Raw genomic sequence first — 24127 nt, forward strand, 5'->3', positions numbered from 1 at the left:
CCGCTACGTCGGAGACGACCAAATTGACGTACAGCCAGACTGACGATGGAGTATCTCATCGAGACAGTTCCAGCAGTTGCTGTGCAGCCAGCTCCCAAACGAGGGACGACGCACCCTGAGTAGGCATTCGGACCTGCCGCGTCCAGCGGGACCCTGACCCGAAGATCGATCACTCTTGGCGGGACGGAACCACAAACTCGCGAACGGAGCCGTCTGGTCCTAGCGCTGCGGGTCGGCTGGGTGGGGTGGCAAGGGGCGCAGCTTGAAGATCAGGATGCCCAGGTACTTGTTCATCCACTCCTGCTTGTGCGGGTAGCGGCGCGCCGCCTCCTCGGTGAGCCGGGGCTCGACCGTGGCCTCGATCCACAGCCCGGCCGCGCTGAACGAGTTGAGCAGATCGGACATGGTGAAGGGGCGTTTGGTCAGCGCGATCCGCTCGTTCCAGCGCGCGCGATAGGTGTAGTCGGCCCCGGAGAAGTACTCCTCGCCCAGCGTCGTCCCATTGCGCTCGGTGCGCTCGACGGCGTACCGGATGGGCTGGGTCCTGGTGAGCAGAATGAACCCGCCCGGCTTCAGCAGGGCCCGAGCGGCCCGCAACGTGTGCACCGGATCCTCGGCATACCCGAACGACTGCAGGAACAGAACCCGATCGAACCTGCGGCCCTGCAGCCGCGGCACAGCCTCCGGATACGACAGGTCCCCCTGGATCAGCTCGACCCCGGCCGGTAGGTCGGAGACGAACTTCCCCGCGATGTCGACCCCCACCGAGTCGACCGCCCCCTCGCGCCCCAGCTCGGCCAGCTTGCCCCCGTTGCCGCACCCCAGGTCGAGAACCGAGCATCCACCGACGTCCCCGAGCAGTTCCCGCTGCGCCGGCCACTCGACCAGCCGGTCCAGCGAGTCCTCCCGGGCCCGCGCCACCTCGTAGTCCGCAGTGAGCTCCCGCCACGCCCGACCCGAATCCGGGGCGTCGCCCTGAGCCGCCGGCCGATCATGTCCCGTCATGCACGGCAGCGTAGTCGCCGCCGTCGCCACGCCCGGTCCCTCATCGACCGGGCGCACGGAACACCACAAGATCAAGCCGGTCGACAACCGGTAGGCCAAGACGTCCACTCTCGGCGTCGCTTCGCAGCGCCGACAGTCCCTGCTCGAAAACCTGATCGGGTACGCCGGCGAGAGGGCTCAACGACCGGGCCTCCACCTTCTTCAGCAGCTCGCCGGCGTCGTGCGCGAACGTCTGCTCGACCCGGACATGGTCCCCCATCACGAAACCGGCGTCAGCCAGCACACCAGCAACCCGCTCCAGGCTCAGGCGCACCGCGCTGCCCGGTGCCCAGGCCAGCGGAAAATACCTGTACAGCGGCAGCTCCCGCACCGGCCCGAACCCGCCCCGGATCAGCAGATGCCCCCGCGGCCGCAGAACACGGCGCACCTCAGCGGCGAACGCCGCCAAGTCCGTCACGTGGTGGACGACCTGAGAGGCCCAGACAGCATCGAAGACACCCCCGCAAAGCGGAGCAGCCTCAGCCGCCCCCGCCACCACCAGCGCCCCCGGAAGATTCGACCGAAACGCCACCCGCATGGCCGTCGACGGCTCACAGGCAACAACCCGAGCCCCGCACACCCGTGCGAGAGCCTCGCTGAACCTCCCCGTGCCAGCACCAAGATCAAGAACCCGTGCCTCCCACCGTCCACCGCAAGAGACCCCAACCCACTAAACGCGAGCGGCCCCCAGAACCCAATCCGACGTCTGCGCGATGAAGTCCTGCGGAAACCCCGCCTCGAACCCCGTCGCCGCTTCCAGCCGAGCACATTCCTCAGGAGTCAAACGCACCGACACCGCCCCCAAGTTGGAGACCAGCTGAGAGACCCGCCGCGCCCCCACCATCGGAAAGATGTTCGCTCCCCGGGCCATGGTCCATGCGATCGCCACCTGCGCCGCCGGCACCCCGCGCTGCGCCGCCACCTCGCCCACGACCCGGGCCACCGCATGCGCCCGCTCCCCGAGCCCATCCGGATCGAAGCGTGCCTGCTCCGGCCGCCCGTCACCGCTGTACTTCCCGGTCAGCACCCCACCCGCCAGCGGGCTCCACGCCGTAACCCCCAAACCGAGAGCCGACGCCATCGGCAGCAGCTCCCGTTCCACGTCGCGCTGCAGCAGGCTGTACGGAACCTGCAGCCCCACGAACGGGCTCCACCCCCGCCATTCGGCCAGGGTGTTGGCCCGCGACACCACCCACGCCGGCGCGTCCGAGATCTCCACGTACAGGATCTTGCCCGCGCGGACCGCGTCGTCGAGGGCGCGCATCGTCTCCTCGATCGGGGTGGCCTGGTCCCACATGTGCACCCAGTACAGGTCGAGGTAGTCCGTGCCGAGCCGGCGCAGGCTCGTCTCGAGCGAGGCCCGCAGGTTCTTGCGGGCGTTGCCGCCGGCGTTCGGGTCGCTGCGGTCTCGGGACACCGTGTACTTGCTGCCCAAGACGAACTGTTCGCGGCGCCCGGCCAGCAGCCGGCCGAGGATCTCCTCGCTGGCCCCGTCGCGGTAGTTGATCGCCGTGTCGATGGTGTTGCCGCCCGCTTCGGCGTACGCGTCGAGGATCTTCGCGCATTCCTCGATCGGGGCGCCCACGCCGCCCTGCTCGCCGAAGGTCATCGCGCCGAGGATCAGCTGCGAGACGCGCAGCCCGCTCGCGCCCAAGGTCCGGTAATTCATGCGCGCGAATCTACTCGCGCGCGGGTGGCGCAGGACACTGCCCGTGTTGTTGATGTTTCAACATTCCGAGCCGATGCTTGATCATATGACGGTCACTCGCACGGCGGCCACGGTCCGCACCGGCGTGGTGGTCCCGCTGGGCTTTCCCGACGGGTACGAGACCACGGCCGACGTCTTCACCTTCACCGGCCTGGCCGACGGCCGCGAGCACCTCGCCCTCGGCCTGGGCCCGTGGCGCGACACCACGGTCCCGCTGGTGCGCCCGCACAGCGAGTGCCTGACCGGCGACGTGTTCGGCAGCCGCCGCTGCGACTGCGGCCCGCAGCTGCGTGAGGCCGCCGAGCGGATCACCGCCGAGGGCGGCTTCCTGCTCTACCTGCGCCAGGAGGGGCGCGGGATCGGCCTGTACGCGAAGCTGGACGCCTACGCGCTGCAGGACCGGGGCCTGGACACGTACGAGGCGAACCTGGCGCTGGGCCGCGGCGAGGACGAGCGGGACTACACCGCCGCCGCGCAGATGCTGCTCGCGCTGGGCGCGGGCCGGATCCGGCTGCTGAGCAACAACCCCGACAAGGCCGCCCAGCTCGACCGGCTCGGCATCGTCATCGACGAGCAGCTGCCCACCGGCGTGCACCTGTCGCCGGCCAACGCCCGCTACCTGGCCACCAAACGCGACCACACCGCGCACACCCTGGATCTGCCCGTGATCCCCGGCCCGCGTACCGCCTGAAGGAGCCCGTGATGCACCCCTTCCAGCAGCATCTCGACCGGGTCGCCGGCCTGGCCCCGCACCGCGCGTGGACGCCCGCCGACGGTCCCCTGCCCTCGCTGTACCTGAGCCACGGCGCCCCGCCCACCTTCGAGGACGCGGCCTGGATGCGGCAGCTGCACGACTGGGCCCGCGCCCTGCCCCGGCCCACCGCGATCCTGATCGTCAGCGCCCACTGGGAGTCGGCCCCCCTCGCGATCTCCAGCTCCCGGGCCCGCACCGGCCTGGTGTACGACTTCGGCGGCTTCGACCCCATGTACTACCGCATGCGCTACGACACCCCGGACGCCGCCGGCCTGGCCCGTCAGGTCGCCGCCCTGATGCCGCAGAGCGTGCACGAGCACACCGGCCGCGGCCTCGACCACGGCGCCTGGGTCCCCCTGAAGATCATGTACCCGGAGGCGGACGTCCCGGTGCTGCAGCTGAGCATCCCCACGCACGACGCCACCACGCTGCTGGGCCTCGGTGAGCGGCTGCGCCCGCTGCGCGAGCAGGGCGTCCTGGTCATCGGCTCGGGGTTCATGACCCACGGCCTGCAGTTCCTGACCCGGGCCATGCTGGCCGGGCACGTGCCCGGCTGGTCGTCGGACTTCGACCAGTGGGCGGCCGAGGCCCTGGCCCGCGGCGACGTCGACGAGCTGGCCGCCTTCCGCGACCGGGCCCCCGGCATGCCGTACGCGCACCCCACCGTCGAGCACTTCACCCCGCTGTTCGTCACCCTGGGCGCCGCCACCGACCCCACCGGCCCGGTCCGCACCGCCATCGACGGCTACTCGATGGGCTTCGCCAAGCGTTCCTTCCAGACCGCATGAGCACCGCGCCGCGCTGGCTCGACGAGCAGGAGAGGGGCGCGTGGCTCGACCTCGCCCAGATCCTGATGCTGCTGCCGGCCGCCCTGGACCGGCAGCTGCGCGAGGACACCGGCATCCCGCACGCCTACTACCAGATCCTGGCCACCCTCAGCGCCTCCGACGGTAACTGCCTGCGCATGAGCGACCTGGCCAGAATGGTCGGCACCACCCCCAGCCGCCTCTCGCACGCCGTGGACAGCCTGCAGCAGCGCGGCTGGCTCGAACGCCGCGCCTGCCCCACCGACAAACGCGGCCAGGTCGCCCACCTCACCGACACCGGCCTGGACGCCCTGCGCGCCGCCGCCCCCGGCCACGTCGCCGAGGTCCGCCGCCTCGTCTTCGACCACCTGACCCCCGACGACCTCACCCACCTGCGCGCGGTCACCGCCAAACTGCTGCCCGCCCTGCACTGACCCTGATCCTCGACCCGTGGATCCGCCCGGTTGACGTCACCGCTTAAGGTGCCCGGCATGACAGACGGGTGGCCGCCGGCTCCGATCAGGACGCAGCGGCTGGTGTTGCGGGGCTCGCGGGCCGGGGACCGGGACGCCTTCGTCGAGCTGTACGGGTCGGCGCAGGTGGGCGCCTACGTCGGTGGGCCCAAGGCGCCGGAGGCGCTCGAGCAGCTGCCGGAGGTGCCGGGGCGGCGGCCCGGGGTGTTCGCCGTCGAGCTCGACGGGGCGATGATCGGCACGGTGATGCTGGAGCGGCGCAAGCTCGGGCCGCGGGACCGGGTGCAGGTCGACGTGGATCTCGGCTACCTGTTCCTGCCGCGGGCGTGGGGGCACGGGTACGCGTACGAGGCGTGCGCGGCGGCGCTGGAGTGGTTCGCCGCGGCGTTTCCGGGTGAGTCGGTGGTGCTCTGCACGCAGACCGCCAACGAGGCGTCGATGCGGCTGGCCGCGAAGCTCGGGTTCAGCGAGGTGCAGCGGTTCCAGGCGTTCGGGGCGCAGCAGTGGTTCGGCCTCGTAACACCAGGATGTGCCACAGGTACTTGAGCAGCTGCAGCACCTCGGCCCGGTCACCGAACACCGCCCAGGTGCCCGGCTCGTTCGCGGCCCGGCCCACCACGGCGGCGTCGAGCACCTCCCGGCCGTAGTGCGCGGCCACCGCGGCGGCCAGCGGCGGAACCGAAGGGCCGCGCAGATCGGCCGGGAAGTCCCGCGCGGGCAGCTCGAAACCGGGCGCCCAGCGCAGCGGCAGACCGAGCTTGCGCAGATGCGCTTCCACGGGCGTACCGCCGAAGGAAGGATCGACCACGACGGCCGTGACATCCGACGCCAGAGCCAGACCGCCGTGGATCTGCGTCTCGACGTAGTCGTCCAGGGCCCGCCCCGCGTCCGGGCGGGGCACGCCCAGAGCGCGCACCCACTCCTGCGGGCTGCCGGCGGCCAGGTTCAGCGCCCGGCCGGTCCGGGCCACCTCGTCGAGCAGCGCCTCCCACACCGCCCGGAACGTGGTCGCCGTGCCGACCGCCTCCGGTTCGGTGACGCTGTCACCGTGACTGAACGTCGCCCGCGCCGCCACGTCCGGGGCGAGCACGAGGTGACAGCTGCCGAAACGCGGTGACGCCCCGTCCGGATACCCGGCTAGGTTCAGCCCTCCGTAGACCGGCCGGCCCGCCGCACCCGTGTAGGCGCCGGCGAACATGCGGTGCTCCCAGCGTTCCCGGTCCCCGCCGAGCCCGCCGTTGGAGATGCCCGTCTCGAACTGGCTGCGGTACACGCCTTCGGCGGCCAGATGCTCGGCCACGCTCGCCCCGTCGGCCAGGGGCCGGTCCGGGTGGAAGTTGACCGTGATCGGCGCCGCCGGCACCGCCATCTCGGCCGGGAACAGCGCCCTCACATGGTCGACCGCTTTCACTGCGCCTCGATCGTGCCCGTCACCAGCAGGACCATCAGCAGCAGGCCCAGCACCACGCGGTAGAAGATGAAGATGCTGTACGAGTGCTTCGAGATGAACTTCAGCAGCCAGTTCACCGAGAAGTAGGCCACCACGAAGCTGACCGCCGTCGCGACCAGCGTGTTCACCCAGCCGACCCCGTTGGCGATGTTGCCGGCCTCCTCGTAGCCCTGCAGCAGCGACGCGCCGAGCAGAGCCGGGATGGACAGGAAGAACGACAGCTTGGTGACGGTGACCCGGTCGAAGTCGCGCAGCAGGCCGGCCGACATCGTCGCGCCCGAGCGGGACACGCCCGGGATCAGCGCCAGGCACTGCACCGTGCCGATGATCAGCGAGTCCTTCCAGGTCACGTCGTCCTCGTGGCGGACCTGGGTGGCCGCGTGGTCGGCGAAGGCCATCACCCCGGACCACAGGATCAGCGCCCCGGCCACGAACCACAGGCTGCGCAGCGTCGTCTCGACCTGATCCTTGAACAGCAGCGCCGCGATCACGATCGGGATCGCGCCCAGGATCACCGCCCACCCGAACCGGTAGTCCGGGTTGTCGCGCTTGGCCTTGCTGAACAGCCCGGCCAGAAACGCCGGCACGATCCGGATGATGTCCTTGCGCAGGTACAGGATGGTGGCCAGCACCGCCCCGGACTGGATGATCACCGTGAAGGCGGTGATGTCCGGGTCGTCGAGCTGGTACCCGAGCAGCTTCTCCAGGATCGTCAGATGGCCGGTGCTCGACACGGGCAGGAACTCGGTGAAACCCTCGACCGCTCCCAGCAGCACCGCTTCGATGATGTTCAAGACCTATGCCCACCCTTGATCCGCTTTGACGCCGCGGCACAGCATAGGGCTCGCTGTCACCCCTCGTTGCGGCGGACCCGCGCGGCGGCGATGGTGTACGCCGGATCACGATCGAGGTTGTGCCGGTCCCGGTCGTAGCGCCGCGTCGTGCGCGGATCGGCGTGCCCCATCGCGTCCTGCACATCTTCCAGCGGTACGCCCTCGGCCCGCGCCGTGGTCGCGAACGCGTGCCGCAGCGAGTGCGGCGACAACCGGTCCGCCCCCGCGATCCCGGCCACCCGGGCCAGCCGCCGCACCAGCCGGAACACCGCGTGCCGGTCCAGCCGCGACCCGGTCGACGTCATGAACAACGGCCCCTCCCGATCACCCCGGACCGCCAGGTACGCATCCAGCGCCGCCGACGCCCCCGGGGTCAGCGCCCGCCGCCGCGGCCGCCCGCCCTTGCCGATGAACCGCACCGTACGGTGCCCGCGCTCCCAGCCCACATCCGCGAAGTCCAGCCCGACCAGCTCACCGACCCGCAACCCCAGATCGGCCAGGAACGTCAGCGCCGCGAAATGCCGCGCCCCCGCCTGCTCGGCCGCCCGCAGCAGCGCGTCGACCTCCTCCGGCGACAACCCCACCGTCGAGGAATGGTCACGCTCCACATACGGCCGGTCCGCCCCACCGACCGGGTTCGCCTCGATCGCCCGCACCTTGACCAGGAAGTCGTACCAGCTCGACACCCCCGACAGCTTGCGCGCCACCGTCGCCGGGGCCAGCCCCTGCGCCTCCAGACCGCGGGCGTACGCGTTCACGTCCAGGAACGTGCACCGCAGCGGGTCGGCCTCGCGCTGCGCGCACCACGCCAGCCACGCCTGCACGTCACGCCGGTACGCGGCCCGGGTGTGCTCCGACAATCTCCGGTTGGCCAGCCACGCCTCGGTGACCTGCTCCGCCGGGCCGCCGACCGCGACCTCGCCACCCTGCCTCGGGACCACGAACATGGCCCTAATGGTGTCAGCTCTCGATCACTTCGCCGTCAGCGACATGCCAGCGCCGCCCGAACCCCACCGCCTCGGCGAAGTACCGGTCGTGGGTCACCACCACCAACGTCCCCTTGTACCGGCGCAACGCCTCCTCCACCACGTCCAGGGCGTCGAAGTCGAGGAAGTTGGTCGGCTCGTCCAGCAGCAGCACCCGCGCCGGGCTGTTCACCAGCACCGCCAGCAGCAGCCGCCGCAACTCACCGGCCGACAGGCTCCTCAGCCGGGCCTCCCACTGATCCGGCCCGAACTGGTGACCCTGCAACAGTTTCTCGGCGTCGTCCACGTAGACCGGCACGTGCTCCCGGAAGAACCCCATCACGCTCTGATCCGTACGAAGCCCGTCGCTGGTCTGCGGCAGCACCGCCGCCTCGACGTCCTGCCCGAGAGCTCGCAGCAACGTGGTCTTCCCCGCCCCGTTGCGCCCGGTGACCAGAATGCGGTCCCCGCGGCGTACGGTCAGATCCACCCCCGCCAGCAGCAGCTTCTCCCCCGCCTTGACCTGCAGCCCCCGCCTGGCGATCAGGACCTCACCCGGCTCGGCGGCGTCCTGCGGGAAAGCCAACGTCAAAGGAGGACGCGTACGCGGCTGAGCGATCCACCGCACCGACGCCATCTGCCGCCGCAACCGCCGCTCCCGGACCTTCGCCTTACGCGCCACCAACCGGGCCACCCGCCGCAGATGCGGCGCCTCCGCCCCCGAACGGACCGTGTTCTCCACACCCCGCGAGAACTCCTTCGTCCGCTCGATGTCCGCCTCCCACCGTCGGCGGTCCTTCTCCTGCGCCTCGAAATCCAGCAGCAACCGCTCCCAGCGACGCTGCTTCTCGGCCCGGTACGCGGTGTAGCCGCCCCCCGGATAGTCCTGCGGCACCTCGTCGATACCGTCCAGCTCGACCACCCGCGTCACCGCCGCGTCCAGAAACGCCCGGTCATGGCTGACGGTCAACACCCCACCCGGGTACGCGGCGAGCCACCCCTGCAACCACGCCACCCCGTCGGCGTCGAGATGGTTTGTCGGCTCGTCCAGCAACAACACACCCGGCTCGTCCAGCAACGCCCGCGCCAGCAACAACCGCGCCTGCTCACCCCCGCTGACCTCACGCAACGCCAACTCGTCGGGCAGCCCCGCGATGTTGAGCCGCTGCCGGATCTCCGCGACCCGCGCCTCGGCGCTCCAGCCCTCCAGAGCGGTCCAGCGCTCCTGCACCACCCCGTACTCCGCCAGCACGTCCTCGCCGGCGGCCAGCCGCCTCTCCAGCACCCGCATCGTCTGCGTCACCCGGGCCAGCTCACCCAGACCGCCGGTCAGGAACTCCCCGACCGTGCCCTCCGGATCCGGCATCTGCTGCGCGACATAACCCACGCGCGTCCCCGGCCCGTACGTCACACTGCCCGCCAACGGCGCGAGCTCACCCGCCAGGACCCGCAGCAACGTCGTCTTGCCGGCCCCGTTCGGCCCGACCACCCCGATCCGGTCCCCGTCACCGAGCACCAGATCAAAACCGGAGAACAACACCTCGCCGTCGTGGGCGCGGCTGAGGGAAACAGCTTTCAGCAAGGAGACCTCCAAGGGGCAGACACGACCGGGGGTACGCACTGACGTCGGTCCGCATCACATGGAGAAGGCCACTCCTCGCAGATAGGCAACAGAGGCGTGCCCAACGATGCCCCGCCCGCCGGCGGCCCGCAACCGCTTTCCCCGGTGGTGGCGCACTTCGACGGCGTCGCCGACGCGTACGACCAGGTCTTGCCGTTCTTCGCCGCCTTCGCCACCCAGGCCCTCCGCCACCTCGACACACCGCCCGGCACGAGAGCCCTGGACCTGGCGGCCGGGCGCGGAGCCTTCACCAGCCAACTCCTCCACCGCGGCTGCGACGTCACCGCCGTCGACGGATCACCCCGCATGATCGAACACCTGAGGCGGGATCACCCCGGCCTCGACGCCCGGGTGATGGACGCGACCCGCCTCGACCTGCCGGACGACACCTACGACCTGATCGTGTGCGGTTTCGCCATCCACATCATCACCGACCCGTACGCCGCCCTGGCCGAAGCCCTCCGCGTCGCCCTCCGCGTCGCCCGCCCCGGCGCCACCCTGGCCTTCACCGTGCCCGCCGCCGGCGTCAGCGACCCCCTCACCGACCTGTACGCGCACTACCGCCAGTACCAGCCCGACGGCTCCGGCCGCCACGGCAACGACCTCGACCTCACCCGAACTCGACTGGCCGGCCTCACCGAAACCCCGCTCGAAGTGAGCCTGCCCGTGCCCGACGGCGAAACCTACTGGCGCTGGAGCCGCTCCCACGGCTCCGGCCGCTTCATCGACGGCCTGCCCGCCGCCAAACGAACCGAGATGCACGACCGGTTGCTGCAGCGCCTCGCCGGCCGGACGGACTTCGCGCTCCGCCGCTCCGCCACCCTGTGGACCGCCCGCAAACCTTGACCGTCGCCGCTCCGCTCAGTTCTCGCCGTTTTCCCTCAGCCCGCGCTGTTTCGCTTAGTCCTCGCCGGAGAAGCGTTCCCACGCCGACTGCTTGGTGATCCCCAGCGCCTCCCCGATCGCCGTCCACGTCGTACCCCGCGACCGCAGCAACCGCGCGATCCGCCCGACCGCCCGGTCCACCTGATGCCGCAACGACGCCACGCGGACCATCGTCGCGATCAGCTCCTCATCCGACTGGTCCGCCCACAGGCGCACCCCTTCGAGCCGCTTCCCGGCCAGGACGTCGTTGCAGAGCCCGACACACTCGTCACAGATCGACGGCCCGGGACCCGCGATCAGCTGAGCCACCTCGTCCTGACTCTTCCCGCAGAAGGAACAGCGCAGTTCGAGCTCGTCGCGGGTCGCGCTGACAGCAGTCATGTCACCCTCCCTTTGGTCGTCAGGTCCACCCTGACGCTCGTCAGGCTAACCCTGACGAGCGCTTGGGGGCAAGGCTCGAAGCCGCCGCTCCCTAGCGCATCGCTCGGCGGCCCACGAGGTTTTCCACAGTCGCCTGCTGTCCACAGCCGCCCCGCGGAATCTCGAGCATTTCCGGCAGGGTGTTTCGATCGCCGGTCGCCGCTGTCCTTGGCGCGGCGGTTGAACCGCTCGATCGCCGCTTCCTGGTCGTCGAGCAGGGGAAGTCGGCCCCGTGCATGCGGGCGAGGTCCTCGAGTGCCGCGATCTCACCGAGCTGGCCGCGTTACTGAGGCACCGACGTAGCGCCCACCGTCCAGATGAGTGGCCGCCATCGCCCGGGCCAAAGATCACACAAGTGGCCACGTATCCGTCTGCTCGTGCTGTCATCCGCCGACCAGCCGGTGCCGGGCGTCGACATCGAGATTCAGGGTGCCCGGGTTCCGGTCGGCGAGAAGTGCCGACAGCGTGGACTCTCCGATGCCCAGCGAGTGCCCGGCTGACGAGTCGCGGTGAGCGGCCCGCTCAGCGCCAGCCGATGCGCGACGGTGGTCAAGGTCGGCGCCGTTCAGAGGGACGAGTCGCGCCATATCGGCCCTGACCTCTGGTCGCCGGATCTCCCGCGACGAAGGACTCCTTCGCGTTCGAGTCAGAGGTGTTGGCCCGTGCGTTGGTCGCGAATTCGGGTCCTCACGCCGCCCGGGTGGCGCCTCGCGCGCGGCTGATCGCGCGACCCGCCTGACCCTCAACGTGATCGTCTCGGTCGTTGTTCACGGCCTGCACGGCGATGCGCGCGGCCCGGGAGGCCCTCGCGCGCGGCCGTCCGGCTCTGCCGGGTCGTGACCGGCCGGGAGCGAGCGGACTCTTCGGTGGGGAGCCAGCCGACTGACCGCCGCTCCGGCGCGGCGATCCGACCGCCTTGCTCGGGCTGCTCGTCCCACCGAACGAGGGCGCGAGCCGGGTATTCACTCGCGCCGCCGACCACCCACTTCGCCTTCGTAGTGGCTGGCCACCGCGGCGGCGGGCGACGTGCCAGCGGGACATGAGCGCCGGACAACGATCCACATCGAGACGGGCCGGGCCACGAACGCCGCCTTGAGCCCATCAAAGGTGGGGATGTCGTTGATTCCTTTTTGTTTTTGACTTCGGTTTTGTGCGCCTATGCCTAGGCGCACACCGCGTAGAGCATCCTAGGATGGAAGACTGGTTACTGCGTTGTCGATCACGACGGGGTTGGGCGGAGGGGGCGGGGTGACCGCTTGGCGGAGAATGGACGCCGTGCCGCGACCTATCCCCAGCGCCTCGTCCGGCCGGCACACCGCCGGTCCCCTTCGGACGCGGGAGGAACTGCCGGAGCTTCGGCCTGACCTGCTCGAACGCTATGACGCTGCGCTGCCCTCAGCGCGCGCGGCGATCCTCGGCCGCCTTCTGGGCGCCGTGGAGCGGGAGGCGCTGCCAGGGCTGACCGGCCGCCGGGCCGGGGAGGCGACCTTCGCGCGAACGGCCGACGGCCGGCTTGGCACTCTGTGGGTTGGCCCTCAGGACAGCCACAAGCGAACCGGACACCACGAGCGGACGAGCTCGCCCACTGGATGGCACGAGCACGGCGGGTCGCTCGAGCAAGCCGGATGGCGTCGGCAAACAGGCCAGCGCCATCAGGAAGGCCGAGCCGACGGCACGACAACGCAGTGGGCAGGTCCGTCGGCCGAGCTCTCGGAGGGGCGACCAAACGCACACTCGTCCCGCTACGGCGACCAGAGAGACCCGCGCGCCGGCAACCTCGTGCTCCGATACGACCCCGAAACGGCCGCGCCGTTCGCCGCCGCGGAGGCCGGCCTCGCCGTCGAACTGACAGCTTTCGGACAGACCGGGAACGACGGGCCAACTACGCAGGCGGGAAAACCGTCGCTAGTGGATCCGGGTGAGCTGGTGCGGCTGCTCTGGGGTGACGTGCCGTTCGCCGCCGAGGTGGACAACAGCGTCGCCAACCTGGCCCTGGCCCGGGCCGCCGCCGCGGGCGTACCGCGCCTGCCCCGGCCTGGCCCGGACGCTCTGGGCCAGGTGGAGCAGCAGATCGTCGACGGGCATCCGCTGCACCCGTGCTGCCGGACCCGGGGTGGGATGAGCGTGGCCGACGTGCTCGCCTACGCGCCCGAGCACTCCCCCGTGATCCGGCTGCGGCGCCTGGCCGTTCCGCCGGGCCGCTGGTTCGGGGACGGGCCGCCCGTGCTCTACGCCCATCCGTGGCAGGCCGAGCGGCTGCGGGAGCGCTATGCGTGGCTCGAGGACGACGGCGAGACCCCGGCCGTACGGCCCCTGATGTCCCTGCGCACCGTCGCGCCCCTCGACGGCGGGCCGCACGTCAAGACGGCCGTCGACATTCAGATGACCTCGGCCGTACGAACCGTGTCGCCGGCCGCCGTGCACAACGGCCCGATCCTGTCGCGCCTGCTCGGGCACCTGACGCGGGATCTGCCGATCGACGTGCTGGCCGAGACCGGAGCCGGCGCGGTGATCGTCGACGGGGAGCCGCAGCGGCATCTCGCCCACCTGTTCCGGCAGGCGCCGCGTCTCGGCCAGGGCGAAGTGGCCGTCCCGTTGGCCTGGCTGGCCACGGCCCCGGTGCGGCACGACGCGTACGGCACCATGGGGTTGATCTCGAAGCTCTTGTTCGCCCCGGCCGTCGAGTTGCTCGCGCGCGGGGTGGCCCTGGAGGCGCACGGCCAGAACACGCTGCTGGTGCTCAAGGACGGAGAACCGGTCCGCGTCCTCTACCGGGACCTGGGCGGTGTGCGGGTCAGCCCGGCCCGGCTCAACCGCGCCACCGGCGTCGGCGCGCCCGAGCTCAAGGGCGACCTGCCCAGCGACGACCCGCAGGTCCTGCGCACGAAGCTGGCCGCCGCCATGCTCGGCACGGTCGCCCACCAGTTGATCACCGCGTGGAGCCGGCCGCCCGATGGCGAGCCGCAACCGGGCGCGGACCGGCAGCGTTTATGGGGCATCGTCGCCGCCGCCATCCGCGACACCGGCACCGAGGACTGCCGGCACCTGCTCCGCGACCCGCTGCCGATCAAGGCGACGACCGCGATGCGGCTGGCCGCCGACCCGCTGGACGACCTGTGGGCGTACGTGGACAACCCGATGGCCGAGCACGCATGAGAACAACCCGGACCACCTACCTGATGGTCGAGCTCGCATGAGAACAACCCCGACCACCGACCCGATGGCGGCACACGCATGAAGAACAGCGTTATGCGACCCGACCGGATCGCGCACACCGAGGCCGCCCTGGCCGTGCACGCGCCGGAGCTGGTCACCGGTTTCCTCGCCCACCTGCCGGAGGCGGCCGACACGGTCGGGCGCCGGCTGCGCGGGGCCCTGGTCCGCGAGGGAATCCGCGACATGGGCCCGGGCGCGCGGCACGGTTTCGGGCGGCTCGAGTACGCCACCAGCGGCGTGGCGGACCCGGTCGACCTGCTCGACGGCATCGAGGCTCCCGGTTTCGCCGCCGAACTGCGCAACGCCGTGCTCAACCTGGCCATCGCCATGACCCGCCCTGCGGCCCCGGTCGGCGACGACCCGGACGCGCAGGCCATCGCCCTGGAACGCCTCGCCGTGGCCGGGCACAACCTGCACCCGTGCGGCCGCACCCGGCTCGGCTGGGACACCGGCGACGTCCTCGCCCACGACCTGGAGACCGCGAGCACCCGGATCGGCTTCGTGGCCGTCCGCGAGGACCTCCACCTCGGTGACACCCTATTTCCTGAAATTTCGGACAGCGGCTTTCAAGCCCAGCCGGTTCACGCCTGGCAGCGCGACAACATCCTCAAAACCCGTTACGCCGAGTTGATCAGCGCCGGAATCATCAAGATCCTCGACCACGAGATAGACGCCATCCCCACCGCCGCCCTGCGCACTCTCCTGCTCCCGGACACGGGCCAATATCTGAAGGTTTCCCTTGACATCCAGGTCACCTCGACCCGGCGCAGCATCAGCGTGGCCAGCACGCGAAACGGCCCCGCCGTCTCCCGCCTGCTCCACCGACTCGTAGCCGAGGACCCCGCCGGCGACCGCCTCCTGCTCATGGCCGAAACCGCCGGCGCCGCCGTCCCCGTGGGCTCGGGCCGCGACCTGTCCGCCATCCGCCGCGACGGCCTCACCGGCCGCCTACGAGACGGCGAGCGGGCCATCCCCGGCGGCGCCCTCCCCTTCCTGCTCGGCGAGCTCGTCACCGGCGACCCGGCCCAATGGCTGCGCGAATACGCCGAACTGCTGATCCCCCCACTGCTGCGCTTCACCGCCCGCGGCGTCGCCCTGGAAGCCCACCTGCAGAACTGCCTGCCCACCTTCGTCGACGGCCGCCCCCACCGCCTGGCCCTGCGCGACTTCGCCGGCCTGCGCCTGCACCCGCCGCGCCTGCGCGCCGCCGGCCACGACATTCAGCTGTGGCCGGGTTCGGTGGTCGGCACCGATGACCTCGACGTGCTCCGCGCGAAGATCGGCTACACCATGTTCCAGGCCCACCTGGGCGAGCTGATCCTGCGCCTGGATCTCGACGAGGACCACGCCTGGCGGATCATCCGCGGCGTCGTCGACGAGCACGCCACCGGCGACGACCACGCCGCGTTCACCGCCCCCACCGTTCCGCACAAGGCCCTGGTCCGGATGCGCCTGGCCGGCGCGGGCGACATCTACGTCCCGGTGAGGAACCCGCTGCATGCTCCCGCCTGACCTGCCCCGACCGGTCTGCGCCTACCTCTACGACACCGCCACGCTGCGCGCGACGACCGCGTCGGTCCGGCGGGCGCTTCCGGCGGCGGCTTCCTTGCTGTACGCGGTGAAAGCCAACGGCCACCCCGACGTGCTCCGCGTCCTGGCCCGCGAATGTGACGGCCTGGAGGTCGCCTCCGGCGGCGAGCTGGCCCTGGCCGTGGCCGCGGGCGCCCGCCGGATCGTCTTCGGCGGCCCGGCCAAGACCGACGCCGAGCTGCGGGCCGCCCTCGACGCCGGCGCCCTGATCAACGCCGAGAGCCTGCACGAGTTGCACCGCATCGCCGCCCTGGCCGGCACCCCACCCGAGGTCGTGCTGCGGGTCAACCGCCCCGGCAGCCCGCTGCGGGGCAGCCACACGATGACCGGCACGCCCACCCCGTTCGGGGTCGACGAGACCCTCGTACCGCAGGCCCTGGCCGTGCCCGGCGTGACCATCATCGGTTTTCACCTGCACGCCGTCTCCAACAACCTGGACGGCCAGGCTCACGCCGCCTTCGTCCGCGACGCCCTGCGCTGGTCGCAGGCGCAGAACCTGCCCGGCCTACGCGTGGTCAACGTCGGCGGCGGCTTCGGCGTCGACTACCTGTCCTCGAACGCCATGGACCTGTCGCCGCTGCGGGACATCGAGGTTCCGTACGGCGTCGATCTGATCTTCGAACCCGGCCGTTACCTGGCCGCCGACGCCGGCCGCTACGCCGCCGAGGTCATCGACCTCAAGACCACCCACGGCCGTACGTTCGCGGTCCTGCGCGGCGGCACCCACCACTTCCGCCTGCCCGCCGCCTGGGGGTACTCCCACCCGTTCACCGTGGTCCCGGTCGACGACTGGCCGCACCCCTACCCCCGCCCGACGGTCACCGACACGCAGGTCGACGCGGTCGGCGAGCTGTGCACGCCGCGTGACGTGCTCACCCGCGGCCAGCACGTCGAGCGCCTGCGCGCGGGCGACGTGCTGGTCTTCGGGCGTACCGGCGCGTACGGCTGGGACATCTCCCACCACGACTTCCTGCGCCACGACCCGCCCACGTTCGTCGTCACCTGACCCTTCGGCCGCCGCCGAAGCCTGACCCGGGCATCATCGTCGAATGGACGACGCCTCCTCGCTCGCCGCCCGGGCCGCCCTGCTGGCCGACCGGACGCGGGCCGCGTTCTGCCTCGCGCTGATGGACGGCCGCGCCTGGACCATCAGCGAGTTGGCCCGCCACGCCGGCGTCGCCGTCTCCACCGCCAGCGAGCACGCCGACCGCCTGGTCACCGGCGGCCTGCTGGCCCAGCACCGCCAGGGCCGGCACCGCTACCTGAGCCTCGCCGGCCCCGAGGTGGCCGCGCTGATCGAGGCGGTCACCGCCACCACCGATCACCAGCCCCCGGCCGTACGCTCCCTGGCCGCGGCCCACCGCACCCGCAACCTCGCGTACGCCCGCACCTGCTACGACCACCTGGCCGGCACCCTCGGTGTCGCCGTGGCCACCGGCCTGACCACCACCGGCCTGGTGACCAGGACCGACGGCCTGGCCCTGACCCCCACCGGCCGCACCCGGCTCACCGCCCTGGGCATCACCCTGGCCGCCCCCGGCCGCCGCCCGCTGCTGCGCGACTGCCTCGACTGGACCGAACGCCGCCCCCACCTGGCCGGCATCCTCGGCGCCGCCCTGCTGCAGCACGCCCTGACCGCCGCCTGGGTCATCCGCATCGGCACCGGCCGCGCCCTGCGCGTGACCCCCACCGGCCGCGACGGCTTCGCCCAGCACTTCGGCGTGGACCTGGCCGGTCAGGCCCCGCCCGGGTAGGGCGCCGCCGCCCGCGCGGCCCGCAGAGCCTGCGCCCACCAGGACAACTGCTCGAACAGCGTCTTGGCGTAACCGGCCGCCTCGGCGTTGAGCGGCGCCCCGTCCTGCCAGGTGGTGAAGTAGTTCGGGAAGGCCAGCCCGTCGCGGATGGTCACCGCGTGCAGCTCGGTGAAGACGTTCTCCAGGTGCAGAACCGCGTGCCGCCCACCGGCCGCGCCGCCGTAGCTGACGAAGGCCACCGGCTTGGCCGTCCACTGCGTGAAGTGCCAGTCCACCAGAGCCTTGAGCGACGCCGGATAGCTGTGGTTGTACTCCGGCGTGACGACCAGGAACGCGTCGGCCCGCTCCAGCCGGCGCGTCAGCTCCCGCATGCCTTCGGGTCGCGGATAGCCGTCCCCGGCGTACTTCGGCGGCGCCGCCGGCAGGGCGAGCGGAATGTCGGCCTCAGCCAGATCGATCACGTCCACTTCGAACCCACCGTGCGCCCGCGCCTGCCCGGCCGCCCACGCCGCCACCACCGGCCCGAACCGGCCTTCCCGGACACTGCCGACGATCACCACGAGGTTGCTCTTGTCACTCATGCCGCCAACGATCGGCCCGGCACCCCCGCCCAACCAGCCCGCGTCCAGGCTGGCCCCCACAGGGCCACGCTATGGCCCGGCGCCCGGCCGTAGGCTCACCGCATGGGGACACCGCTGGGCAGTTTCATCCGAGCCAAGCGCGACGGCACCCGCCCGGAGGACCTGGGCCTGCCGGCCCACGACCGCCGCCGCGCCCCCGGCCTGCGCCGCTCCGAGCTGGCCGCCCGCGCCGGCATCAGCGTCGAGTACCTCACCCGCATCGAGCAGGGCCGCGACCGCAACCCGTCCCTGTCGGTCATCACCGCCCTGGCCACCGCCCTCGGCCTGGACCCGGCCGAGCAGAACCACCTCGGCTACCTCGCCAAGATCGCCGGCGGCGCCTGCCCCGGCCACCGCCGCCCGGCCCCACCCCCGCGCACGGTGCGCCCCGCCGTCCACCGCATCCTCACCCTGCTCGAGCCCGGCGTCGCCTACGTCACCAACCGCCTCGGCGACATCCTCGCCCACACCCCCGCCTTCGCCCGGCTCATGTCCGGCACCGGCCTGCTCGACCCGGCCGAACCCAACCTGACGCGTTACGTCTTCACCGACCCCCGCGCCCGCACCACGTTCCCCGACTGGCCGCAGATCGCCGACGAGCAGGTCTTCAACCTGTGGCTGGGCCCCACCGCCGCCAACTTCGACTGGTTCACCACCGACTTCGCCACCGAAGCCGGCCCCGAGTTCACCCAGCGCCTGCACCAGCACATCCCCCCGGCCCACCTCCCCCTGACGATGCACCACCCCGAAGCCGGCTCCCTGCGCTGGGACCGCGAAACCCTGGAGCTCCCCCTCACCGACGCCCAGCAGCTGGCCCTGCTCCTCCCCGCCGACGACCCCACCGCCACCGCCGCCGACCACCTGCTCCACCACCCACCCCACCGAACCCTGCGCGCCGTCTGACGCAGCCCCGGCGCTCACCGTGGGCGCCGCAGAAACGCCTCAAGGCGAAAATTCCGGGCTGCTCCGTCCGCCCGGGCCGCCAGATCGCACTCTCCCACCGGCCTCGTTGGGAATTCGGGGTGCCAGACGCCCGCGACTTTCGGCGCTACCGCGCCGCAAGGCTCCTAGGAAATGGCATGATCAACAGGTCTCGACCGCTGCAGTGGCGTCAACGGGAGTTTCCGAGACCGTTCGACACCCCGCGCGCAATCACTAATGATGCCTCGCGGGCGGCGAGCGCGCGGATTCGCCGAATTTGGTATGCCGGGTTCCGCGGCTGAGGCTTCTTTGCGAAATTTTCTTTCCGATCCGTTCGAGGGCGCGTGCCGTCGGCCCGGGACCGGAAATCAGGTTGGTGATCGGCTACAGCGAAAGCTTTCTGTTGCAGTGTGCCGACCGTCGGTAATTGTCTTTCGGGTTGCGGGGTAAGGCCGGCGAGGCCGGGCCGGCTCGCCTGAATGGGCGATAGAGTGACGTGCGTCTGCGACGGCGTGCGGCGCCTCCGAACAAGCCCGGCTGGCTTGATCAAGCGGCTGGGTGGGGCCGGGTGTGATCACCGTTGTGTCCAAGCCACTGCCCGACGCCGGCGTGACGGGCCCGGCGGGCGCAGACGCGCTCATGGCTGTCGCCGCTTCGCTCGCCGCCTGCGGGGGGCGCCTGGATTCGGTCGTCCCCGGTTCGTTCCCCGCCAGCGGGCGCGGCCCAGAATCGGTCGTTCCCGGCTCGCTCGCTGCCGGTGATCGGGGTGCGGGCACGGGTGTTACTGGCTCTGTCGCCGCTGGTGGGTGGGGTGCGGCTGTGGGTTCTGCCGGTTTCATCGCTGGTGGTTCAGGCGCGGGCTCGGCAGTGCCGGCTCGATGGCTGCTGGCGTGGGGGATGTCGGTGTGCGTGCGGCTGGCTGCGCGGTGCCTGGGTCTGAGGCGAGGGGCGTTTGCGTCGTGGTGGTGTTCTCTGCGGCAGGCTCGGCGGCGAGGGTCCAGCCGGGCGGAGGCGGGGGCAGGCGCCGCTCGCGGGCGCACCGGGCGAACTCGGTGGACCCGTACATGCGGCGCTGCTTCTCGGCGTGCCGTTGCGCTATCGGCGTTTTTTCAGAACACGCCGACTTTCTTCGTGCTCGGCAGAATAGTTTCTGGCCTTGGTCCGAACGAGCATTGCTGCCGTCTCGGCCCGGCCGAACAAAGACATCTGACCTCGCATACAAGAATTCTCCCGCACCCGAATCGATGACGTCATTTTATGATCATGCCAACTTCGCGGATTCGTGTTTCCGTCTTGCTCTTCAAGACGTGTCACCATTCGCGAACAAGGCTTCTCGCCCATGGACACGCCACGTCAGTGTGCGAATTTTCCGCAGGACAGCCCGCCACCCGTCACCTGCGCAATTGCCTTCGACACAAGCGCGGGTCCGACCGTGACCGCAGGCATGGCCTGACTTTGAGCGCAGCGAAATACAGCTGCTGCGCCGAGGACGCTGGGCTACGGTGCGCCGATGCACGCGGACACGGCCCGGCGGGCGACACGGGCAGCCATCTTAAGCGCCTCATCGCTCGGCTTGACCGCCGACGACACTGTCGTCCTGCACAACTCCAACAAGCTCACCCTGCGCCTTCAGCCCTGCGACGTGCTGGCCCAGGTGGCTCCGGCGGCGCACCAGAGCGCCCAACTCGAGGTCGATGTCGCTCGGCGGCTGTTCGAGCTCGGGAGCCCGGTGGCCGCGCTGACAACGCCCGAGGTCCTCGTCCGGGACGACTTCGTGATCACCCTGTGGACCTACTACGAACCGGTGACGCCGCAAGCGATTCCGTCCGCGGACTACGCCGCAGCGCTGGAGTGTCTGCATGCCGGCATGCGCAGGATCGATCGGCCCATCCCGCACTTCACGGACCGGGTGGCCGAGGCTCAGGAGCTCGTGGCCGACCACGATCGGACGCCGGGGCTGGCCGGCGCGGACCGGGTCTTTCTCGCCGAGACGCTGGATCATCTGCGCCGGGCGGTCGCCGGCAGTGGCCGCCCGGAGCAGCTCCTGCACGGCGAACCGCACCCGGGCAACCTGCTCTCGACCCGGATCGGGCCGCTGTTCGTCGATTTCGAGACGTGCTGCCGGGGGCCGGTCGAGTTCGACCTCGCCCACGCCCCCGACGAGGTCGCGCCGTTCTACCCGGATGTCGATGCCGAACTGCTCCGGGACTGCCGCACCCTGGTGCTGGCGATGGTCACCACGTGGCGCTGGGACCGCGACGATCAGTTCCCGGACGGCCGGCGGCTCGGCGTCGAGTGGCTGAGCGAGCTCCGGCGGGCGAACTTCAGGCCAGAAGGACCGGCGTCAGGGTCTGCCCTGCGGCGACCGCAGCGCTGAGTTGACGGCCGCCTCTGACTGCCACGAACTGCGCGGCTTTCTGGCGTACGGCTAGCTCGCCGTCCTTGGCAGTTGCCTCGTCGCAGCGGATGCGGGCCGGGTCGAGGTAGCAGCCGGGCCGGGCCGAGCCCGCCACCACCGCCTCGATCAGCGCGACGACCTGGTCCGGCTCGGCCCGGGTGGTGTCGCAGACCAGGTCGTAGTTGCTCAGCCTGGTCTTGTCGACGCCGTAGCGGGTCAGGAACCGCTGCCGTTCGCTCTCGCTGCGCCCGGCCAGCTGCCGGCACGCCTCGTCCAGGTCCGCATAGTTCTCCACCGCGTCGCCGGGGCGCCCGAGCACCCGCCGGGCCGCCACCACCGGATCGGTGATCAGGTGGACCTTCATCGCGCCGGCGAAGAAGTGCCACGCCAGCCGGCTGTCGACCACGAGCCGCTCCCCGGCCGTGGCCATGTCGTGCTGCAGCTGGTCGACGTAGTGGTCCACCTTGTCGTCGAGCTCGGCGTGCACGTTGAGCTGCAACGCCGTCATGCCCCGCTCGGCGGCCATCTGCCGGTAGAGGTCGCCGATGCTGACCCGGCGCACCCCCAGCCGCTCGGCCAGCATCACCGACACGGTCGTCTTGCCGCTACCGAGATCACCGTTGAACACGATCGTGCGGGAGGCCTCCATCGACCAACCCTAATCCAGCCGGGCGAGGGCGGCGGGTCAGCGTCCCGGCGGGGCCCGGCGAGGAAGGCGGGTCAGCGTCCCGGCGGGGCCGGGCGTACGCGGCGCAGCTCGCGCAGGGCCTGGCGGCGGACATCGCCGGTCAGGGTGTCGATGTAGAGCCGGCCGGCCAGGTGGTCGGTCTCGTGCTGCAGGGCGCGGGCCAGGAACCCGGTGCCGGGGATGACGATGGGCTCGCCGTGGCGGTCGAAGCCGCGGGCGACCACCGACAGGGCCCGCTTGGTCGGGAAGCCGAGCCCGGGCAGCGACAGGCAGGCCTCCTCGTCGTCCTGCTCGCCCGCGAAGTCGCTGAGCACCGGGTTGATCATGTGGCCGACCACGCCGCCGACGTTGTAGGAGAAGGCGCGCAGGCTGACGCCGATCTGGGGCGCCGCCACACCGGCCCGCCCCGGGACCCGTACGGTGTCCTCGAGATCGTCGATCAGCGCCCCCAGCTCCGCGTCGAACGAGGTCACGGGGTCGGCCTCGGTGCGCAGGACCGCGTCACCGAAGATCCGGATGGGCCGAACTGTCATGGCCAGCAGCCTATCCGGTCGTTACCCGAACAGGGCCAGCTGGTCGGCCGCCAGCAGCTGGCGCAGCTTGGCCAGCGACCGGCGGGTCTGGCTCTTGACCACGCTGACCGGCACCTCGAGCACGTCGGCCACCTGCTCGACGCTGTAGTCCTCGAAGTAGCGCAGGATCACGATCGCCCGGTCCCGCTCGGGCAGGTGACCGAGCGCGTCGAGCATGGTCAGCCGCAGCTCGGGGCTCTCAAAGTGCACCGGCTCGGCGAGCACGCCCGGCGTCGACTCCGTCGACGAGCGACGGCGGCGGTGGTCCAGGTAGCTGCGCAACAGGATCTTCTGGGCGTACGCGGTGAGGTTGTCCGCCTGTACGGCCTTGCGCCAGCTCAAATACAGCTTGGTCAGCGCGGTCTGGGTCAGGTCCTGCGCCAGATGCCAGTCCCGGCACATCATGAACGCGGTCGTGCGCAGCCGCTCGGCGTGCGCGTGCGCGAACTCGGCGAACTCCTCATCGGCGCTCATCCGGCGAACACCGGCAGATCCGGATACCGCTTGCCGCCGACGTCGACCAGGCTCGCGTCCATCTCCGTGCCCCACCGCGGATCGGCCGCGATCTTCGCCCCGATGTCCGGGTCGAGCATCGGCGGCGCCGGCACACGCCCGGTCCCGCCGTCCGGCAGGCACGCCGCGACGTCGAGCCGCACCTGCGTGCCGTCCGGCCAGCCCGCGACCACCGACGTGTCGCGGCGGCAGTCGTCCGGGAACTCCGCGATGCTCACCTTGGCCACCTGCCCCCGCTTCGGCACCGGCGGCCCGACGCCGATCCGCGTCACCTCGACGCTGACCATGCCCGGCCCCAGCCCGTTGTTCAGCATCGCGCGCACCCGCAGCTCCCCACCCGGCGCGACGCTGTAGTCCCCCGTCGCCGCGGACGGCAGCAGCTGCGACAAGAGGTAGACCATGGCCGCGGACGTCGCCTTCTTCCGCTTCTCGGCGGGACCGTACGTCCCGCTGGAGATCGCCAACGTACGGGTGCGGGCCGGGCTCACCGAGGGCGGCGGCGGGCTGATCGGCACAGATCCGGGAGACTTCCCGGCCGCCCGCGTCACGGGCACGCCACTGGGCACAGGCGCCGTGACAGCGGGTGCCAGCCCCGCCGCCACCCCGCCGAGCTCATCGGCCCCCGACAGCACACCGCCACCCACCACCAGCGCGAGCACTCCCACCGCCGCAGCCCCACCGCCACCCATCAGCCGCCGTCGCCGCCGGACCCGCCGCCCGTCCCGCATGGCCACGTCCACCAGGTCCCCCAGCGGCGGCGGCCGCTCCGCGTCGAGGTCGGCCCGCAGCAACCCCCGCAGGTCTTCGCCCACAACAGCCCTCCCACTCCGCGGCGCCCCCACAACCGCCTACCGGCGTAGACGCGCCAACCCCGCCTTTTGGTGACCGCGATCCAA

21 protein-coding genes and 3 pseudogenes are annotated in these 24127 nt (G+C 71.4%); 11 read left to right on the top strand and 13 right to left on the bottom strand.

Annotation, left to right across the window (positions count from 1 at the left end; genetic code table 11):
• Nucleotides 1-219 precede the first annotated feature (219 nt).
• The 3 genes and pseudogenes from AB0J66_RS05015 to AB0J66_RS05025 all read right to left on the bottom strand — a co-directional run bounded on the left by AB0J66_RS05015 (nucleotide 220) and on the right by AB0J66_RS05025 (nucleotide 2713).
• Nucleotides 220-1005: a class I SAM-dependent methyltransferase gene (locus AB0J66_RS05015; protein ID WP_364655761.1), complete on the bottom strand. Its 786-nt coding sequence runs from the start codon at nucleotides 1003-1005 to the stop codon at nucleotides 220-222.
• Nucleotides 1006-1045: 40 nt separating this feature from the next.
• A pseudogene (locus AB0J66_RS05020) lies at nucleotides 1046-1669 on the bottom strand (class I SAM-dependent methyltransferase); the annotation flags it as partial.
• 45 nt (nucleotides 1670-1714) lie between these two features.
• Nucleotides 1715-2713, bottom strand: a complete 999-nt coding sequence (locus AB0J66_RS05025; protein WP_364655762.1) for an aldo/keto reductase — start codon at nucleotides 2711-2713, stop codon at nucleotides 1715-1717.
• 85 nt (nucleotides 2714-2798) lie between these two features.
• On the opposite strand from AB0J66_RS05025, the gene ribA reads away from it, so the two are divergent.
• From ribA to AB0J66_RS05045, 4 genes are read left to right on the top strand one after another with little or no spacing between them, the layout of a single operon-like run.
• Nucleotides 2799-3443, top strand: a complete 645-nt coding sequence (ribA, locus tag AB0J66_RS05030) for a GTP cyclohydrolase II (RefSeq protein WP_364655764.1) — start codon at nucleotides 2799-2801, stop codon at nucleotides 3441-3443.
• Between the two features lie 11 nt (nucleotides 3444-3454).
• The gene (locus tag AB0J66_RS05035) at nucleotides 3455-4294 is read left to right on the top strand and encodes a class III extradiol ring-cleavage dioxygenase (RefSeq protein ID WP_364655765.1); all 840 of its coding nucleotides are present in this window, start codon (nucleotides 3455-3457) and stop codon (nucleotides 4292-4294) included.
• On the top strand, nucleotides 4291-4746 hold the full coding sequence (locus AB0J66_RS05040) for a MarR family transcriptional regulator (protein WP_364655766.1): 456 nt from the start codon (nucleotides 4291-4293) through the stop codon (nucleotides 4744-4746). The genes AB0J66_RS05035 and AB0J66_RS05040 overlap by 4 nt, the downstream gene beginning before the upstream one ends.
• A gap of 57 nt (nucleotides 4747-4803) precedes the next feature.
• Nucleotides 4804-5331 carry a GNAT family N-acetyltransferase gene (locus tag AB0J66_RS05045; RefSeq protein WP_364655768.1) on the top strand — a complete coding sequence of 176 codons (528 nt, stop codon included), beginning with the start codon at nucleotides 4804-4806 and terminating at the stop codon, nucleotides 5329-5331.
• On the opposite strand, the gene AB0J66_RS05050 is transcribed toward AB0J66_RS05045, so the two are convergent.
• From AB0J66_RS05050 to AB0J66_RS05065, 4 genes are read right to left on the bottom strand one after another with little or no spacing between them, the layout of a single operon-like run.
• Complete coding sequence (locus AB0J66_RS05050) at nucleotides 5249-6196, bottom strand: DUF3626 domain-containing protein (protein ID WP_364655770.1); 948 nt, start codon at nucleotides 6194-6196, stop codon at nucleotides 5249-5251. The genes AB0J66_RS05045 and AB0J66_RS05050 overlap by 83 nt on opposite strands.
• Nucleotides 6193-7029, bottom strand: coding sequence for an undecaprenyl-diphosphate phosphatase (locus tag AB0J66_RS05055; protein ID WP_364655771.1), 837 nt, complete (start codon nucleotides 7027-7029; stop codon nucleotides 6193-6195). Before AB0J66_RS05055 ends, AB0J66_RS05050 begins: the two co-directional genes overlap by 4 nt.
• Nucleotides 7030-7085: 56 nt before the next feature.
• Nucleotides 7086-8015 (bottom strand): tyrosine-type recombinase/integrase, encoded by a 930-nt coding sequence (locus AB0J66_RS05060; RefSeq protein ID WP_364655773.1) that lies wholly within the window; start codon nucleotides 8013-8015, stop codon nucleotides 7086-7088.
• Nucleotides 8016-8028: 13 nt separating this feature from the next.
• The gene (locus AB0J66_RS05065; protein WP_364655775.1) at nucleotides 8029-9615 is read right to left on the bottom strand and encodes an ABC-F family ATP-binding cassette domain-containing protein; all 1587 of its coding nucleotides are present in this window, start codon (nucleotides 9613-9615) and stop codon (nucleotides 8029-8031) included.
• A gap of 96 nt (nucleotides 9616-9711) precedes the next feature.
• Here AB0J66_RS05065 and AB0J66_RS05070 point away from each other — a divergent pair, with 96 nt between their 5' ends.
• The gene (locus AB0J66_RS05070; RefSeq protein WP_364655777.1) at nucleotides 9712-10500 is read left to right on the top strand and encodes a class I SAM-dependent methyltransferase; all 789 of its coding nucleotides are present in this window, start codon (nucleotides 9712-9714) and stop codon (nucleotides 10498-10500) included.
• A gap of 276 nt (nucleotides 10501-10776) precedes the next feature.
• On the opposite strand, the pseudogene AB0J66_RS05075 reads toward AB0J66_RS05070, so the two are convergent.
• Nucleotides 10777-10920 (bottom strand): annotated as a pseudogene (locus AB0J66_RS05075) (ClpX C4-type zinc finger protein); the annotation flags it as partial.
• 1965 nt (nucleotides 10921-12885) lie between these two features.
• On the opposite strand from AB0J66_RS05075, the gene AB0J66_RS05080 reads away from it, so the two are divergent.
• The 4 genes from AB0J66_RS05080 (at nucleotide 12886) to AB0J66_RS05095 (ending at nucleotide 17519) form a co-directional block, all read left to right on the top strand.
• Nucleotides 12886-14115 carry an IucA/IucC family protein gene (locus tag AB0J66_RS05080; RefSeq protein WP_364655778.1) on the top strand — a complete coding sequence of 410 codons (1230 nt, stop codon included), beginning with the start codon at nucleotides 12886-12888 and terminating at the stop codon, nucleotides 14113-14115.
• A 78-nt stretch (nucleotides 14116-14193) separates the two neighbouring features.
• Nucleotides 14194-15687: an IucA/IucC family protein gene (locus AB0J66_RS05085; protein ID WP_364655779.1), complete on the top strand. Its 1494-nt coding sequence runs from the start codon at nucleotides 14194-14196 to the stop codon at nucleotides 15685-15687.
• A complete protein-coding gene (locus tag AB0J66_RS05090; protein ID WP_364655781.1) occupies nucleotides 15674-16771 on the top strand; it encodes an alanine racemase in 1098 nt (365 codons plus the stop codon). The genes AB0J66_RS05085 and AB0J66_RS05090 overlap by 14 nt, the downstream gene beginning before the upstream one ends.
• 43 nt (nucleotides 16772-16814) lie before the next feature.
• The gene (locus AB0J66_RS05095; protein WP_364655783.1) at nucleotides 16815-17519 is read left to right on the top strand and encodes a winged helix-turn-helix domain-containing protein; all 705 of its coding nucleotides are present in this window, start codon (nucleotides 16815-16817) and stop codon (nucleotides 17517-17519) included.
• Here the strand turns inward: AB0J66_RS05095 and AB0J66_RS05100 are convergent.
• Nucleotides 17501-18100: an NAD(P)H-dependent oxidoreductase gene (locus AB0J66_RS05100; protein WP_364655785.1), complete on the bottom strand. Its 600-nt coding sequence runs from the start codon at nucleotides 18098-18100 to the stop codon at nucleotides 17501-17503. The genes AB0J66_RS05095 and AB0J66_RS05100 overlap by 19 nt on opposite strands.
• A 102-nt stretch (nucleotides 18101-18202) precedes the next feature.
• On the opposite strand from AB0J66_RS05100, the gene AB0J66_RS05105 reads away from it, so the two are divergent.
• Together AB0J66_RS05105 and AB0J66_RS05110 are read left to right on the top strand one after the other, a co-directional pair.
• Nucleotides 18203-19042, top strand: coding sequence for a helix-turn-helix transcriptional regulator (locus tag AB0J66_RS05105; RefSeq protein ID WP_364655787.1), 840 nt, complete (start codon nucleotides 18203-18205; stop codon nucleotides 19040-19042).
• Nucleotides 19043-20633: 1591 nt separating this feature from the next.
• Nucleotides 20634-21437, top strand: coding sequence for a phosphotransferase (locus AB0J66_RS05110; protein WP_364655789.1), 804 nt, complete (start codon nucleotides 20634-20636; stop codon nucleotides 21435-21437).
• Here AB0J66_RS05110 and AB0J66_RS05115 read toward each other — a convergent pair.
• From AB0J66_RS05115 to AB0J66_RS05130, 4 genes and pseudogenes are all read right to left on the bottom strand, one after another.
• Nucleotides 21415-22107: pseudogene (locus tag AB0J66_RS05115) on the bottom strand (AAA family ATPase); the annotation flags it as partial. The gene AB0J66_RS05110 and the pseudogene AB0J66_RS05115 overlap by 23 nt on opposite strands.
• A 71-nt stretch (nucleotides 22108-22178) precedes the next feature.
• Nucleotides 22179-22679 carry a peptide deformylase gene (locus AB0J66_RS05120; RefSeq protein WP_364655791.1) on the bottom strand — a complete coding sequence of 167 codons (501 nt, stop codon included), beginning with the start codon at nucleotides 22677-22679 and terminating at the stop codon, nucleotides 22179-22181.
• Between the two features lie 21 nt (nucleotides 22680-22700).
• On the bottom strand, nucleotides 22701-23192 hold the full coding sequence (locus AB0J66_RS05125) for a SigE family RNA polymerase sigma factor (RefSeq protein ID WP_364655793.1): 492 nt from the start codon (nucleotides 23190-23192) through the stop codon (nucleotides 22701-22703).
• On the bottom strand, nucleotides 23189-24043 hold the full coding sequence (locus AB0J66_RS05130; RefSeq protein ID WP_364655795.1) for a hypothetical protein: 855 nt from the start codon (nucleotides 24041-24043) through the stop codon (nucleotides 23189-23191). Before AB0J66_RS05130 ends, AB0J66_RS05125 begins: the two co-directional genes overlap by 4 nt.
• Nucleotides 24044-24127 lie beyond the last annotated feature (84 nt).

The sequence above is a fragment of the Actinoplanes sp. NPDC049598 genome, assembly GCF_040675435.1.
GTDB lineage: Bacteria > Actinomycetota > Actinomycetes > Mycobacteriales > Micromonosporaceae > Actinoplanes.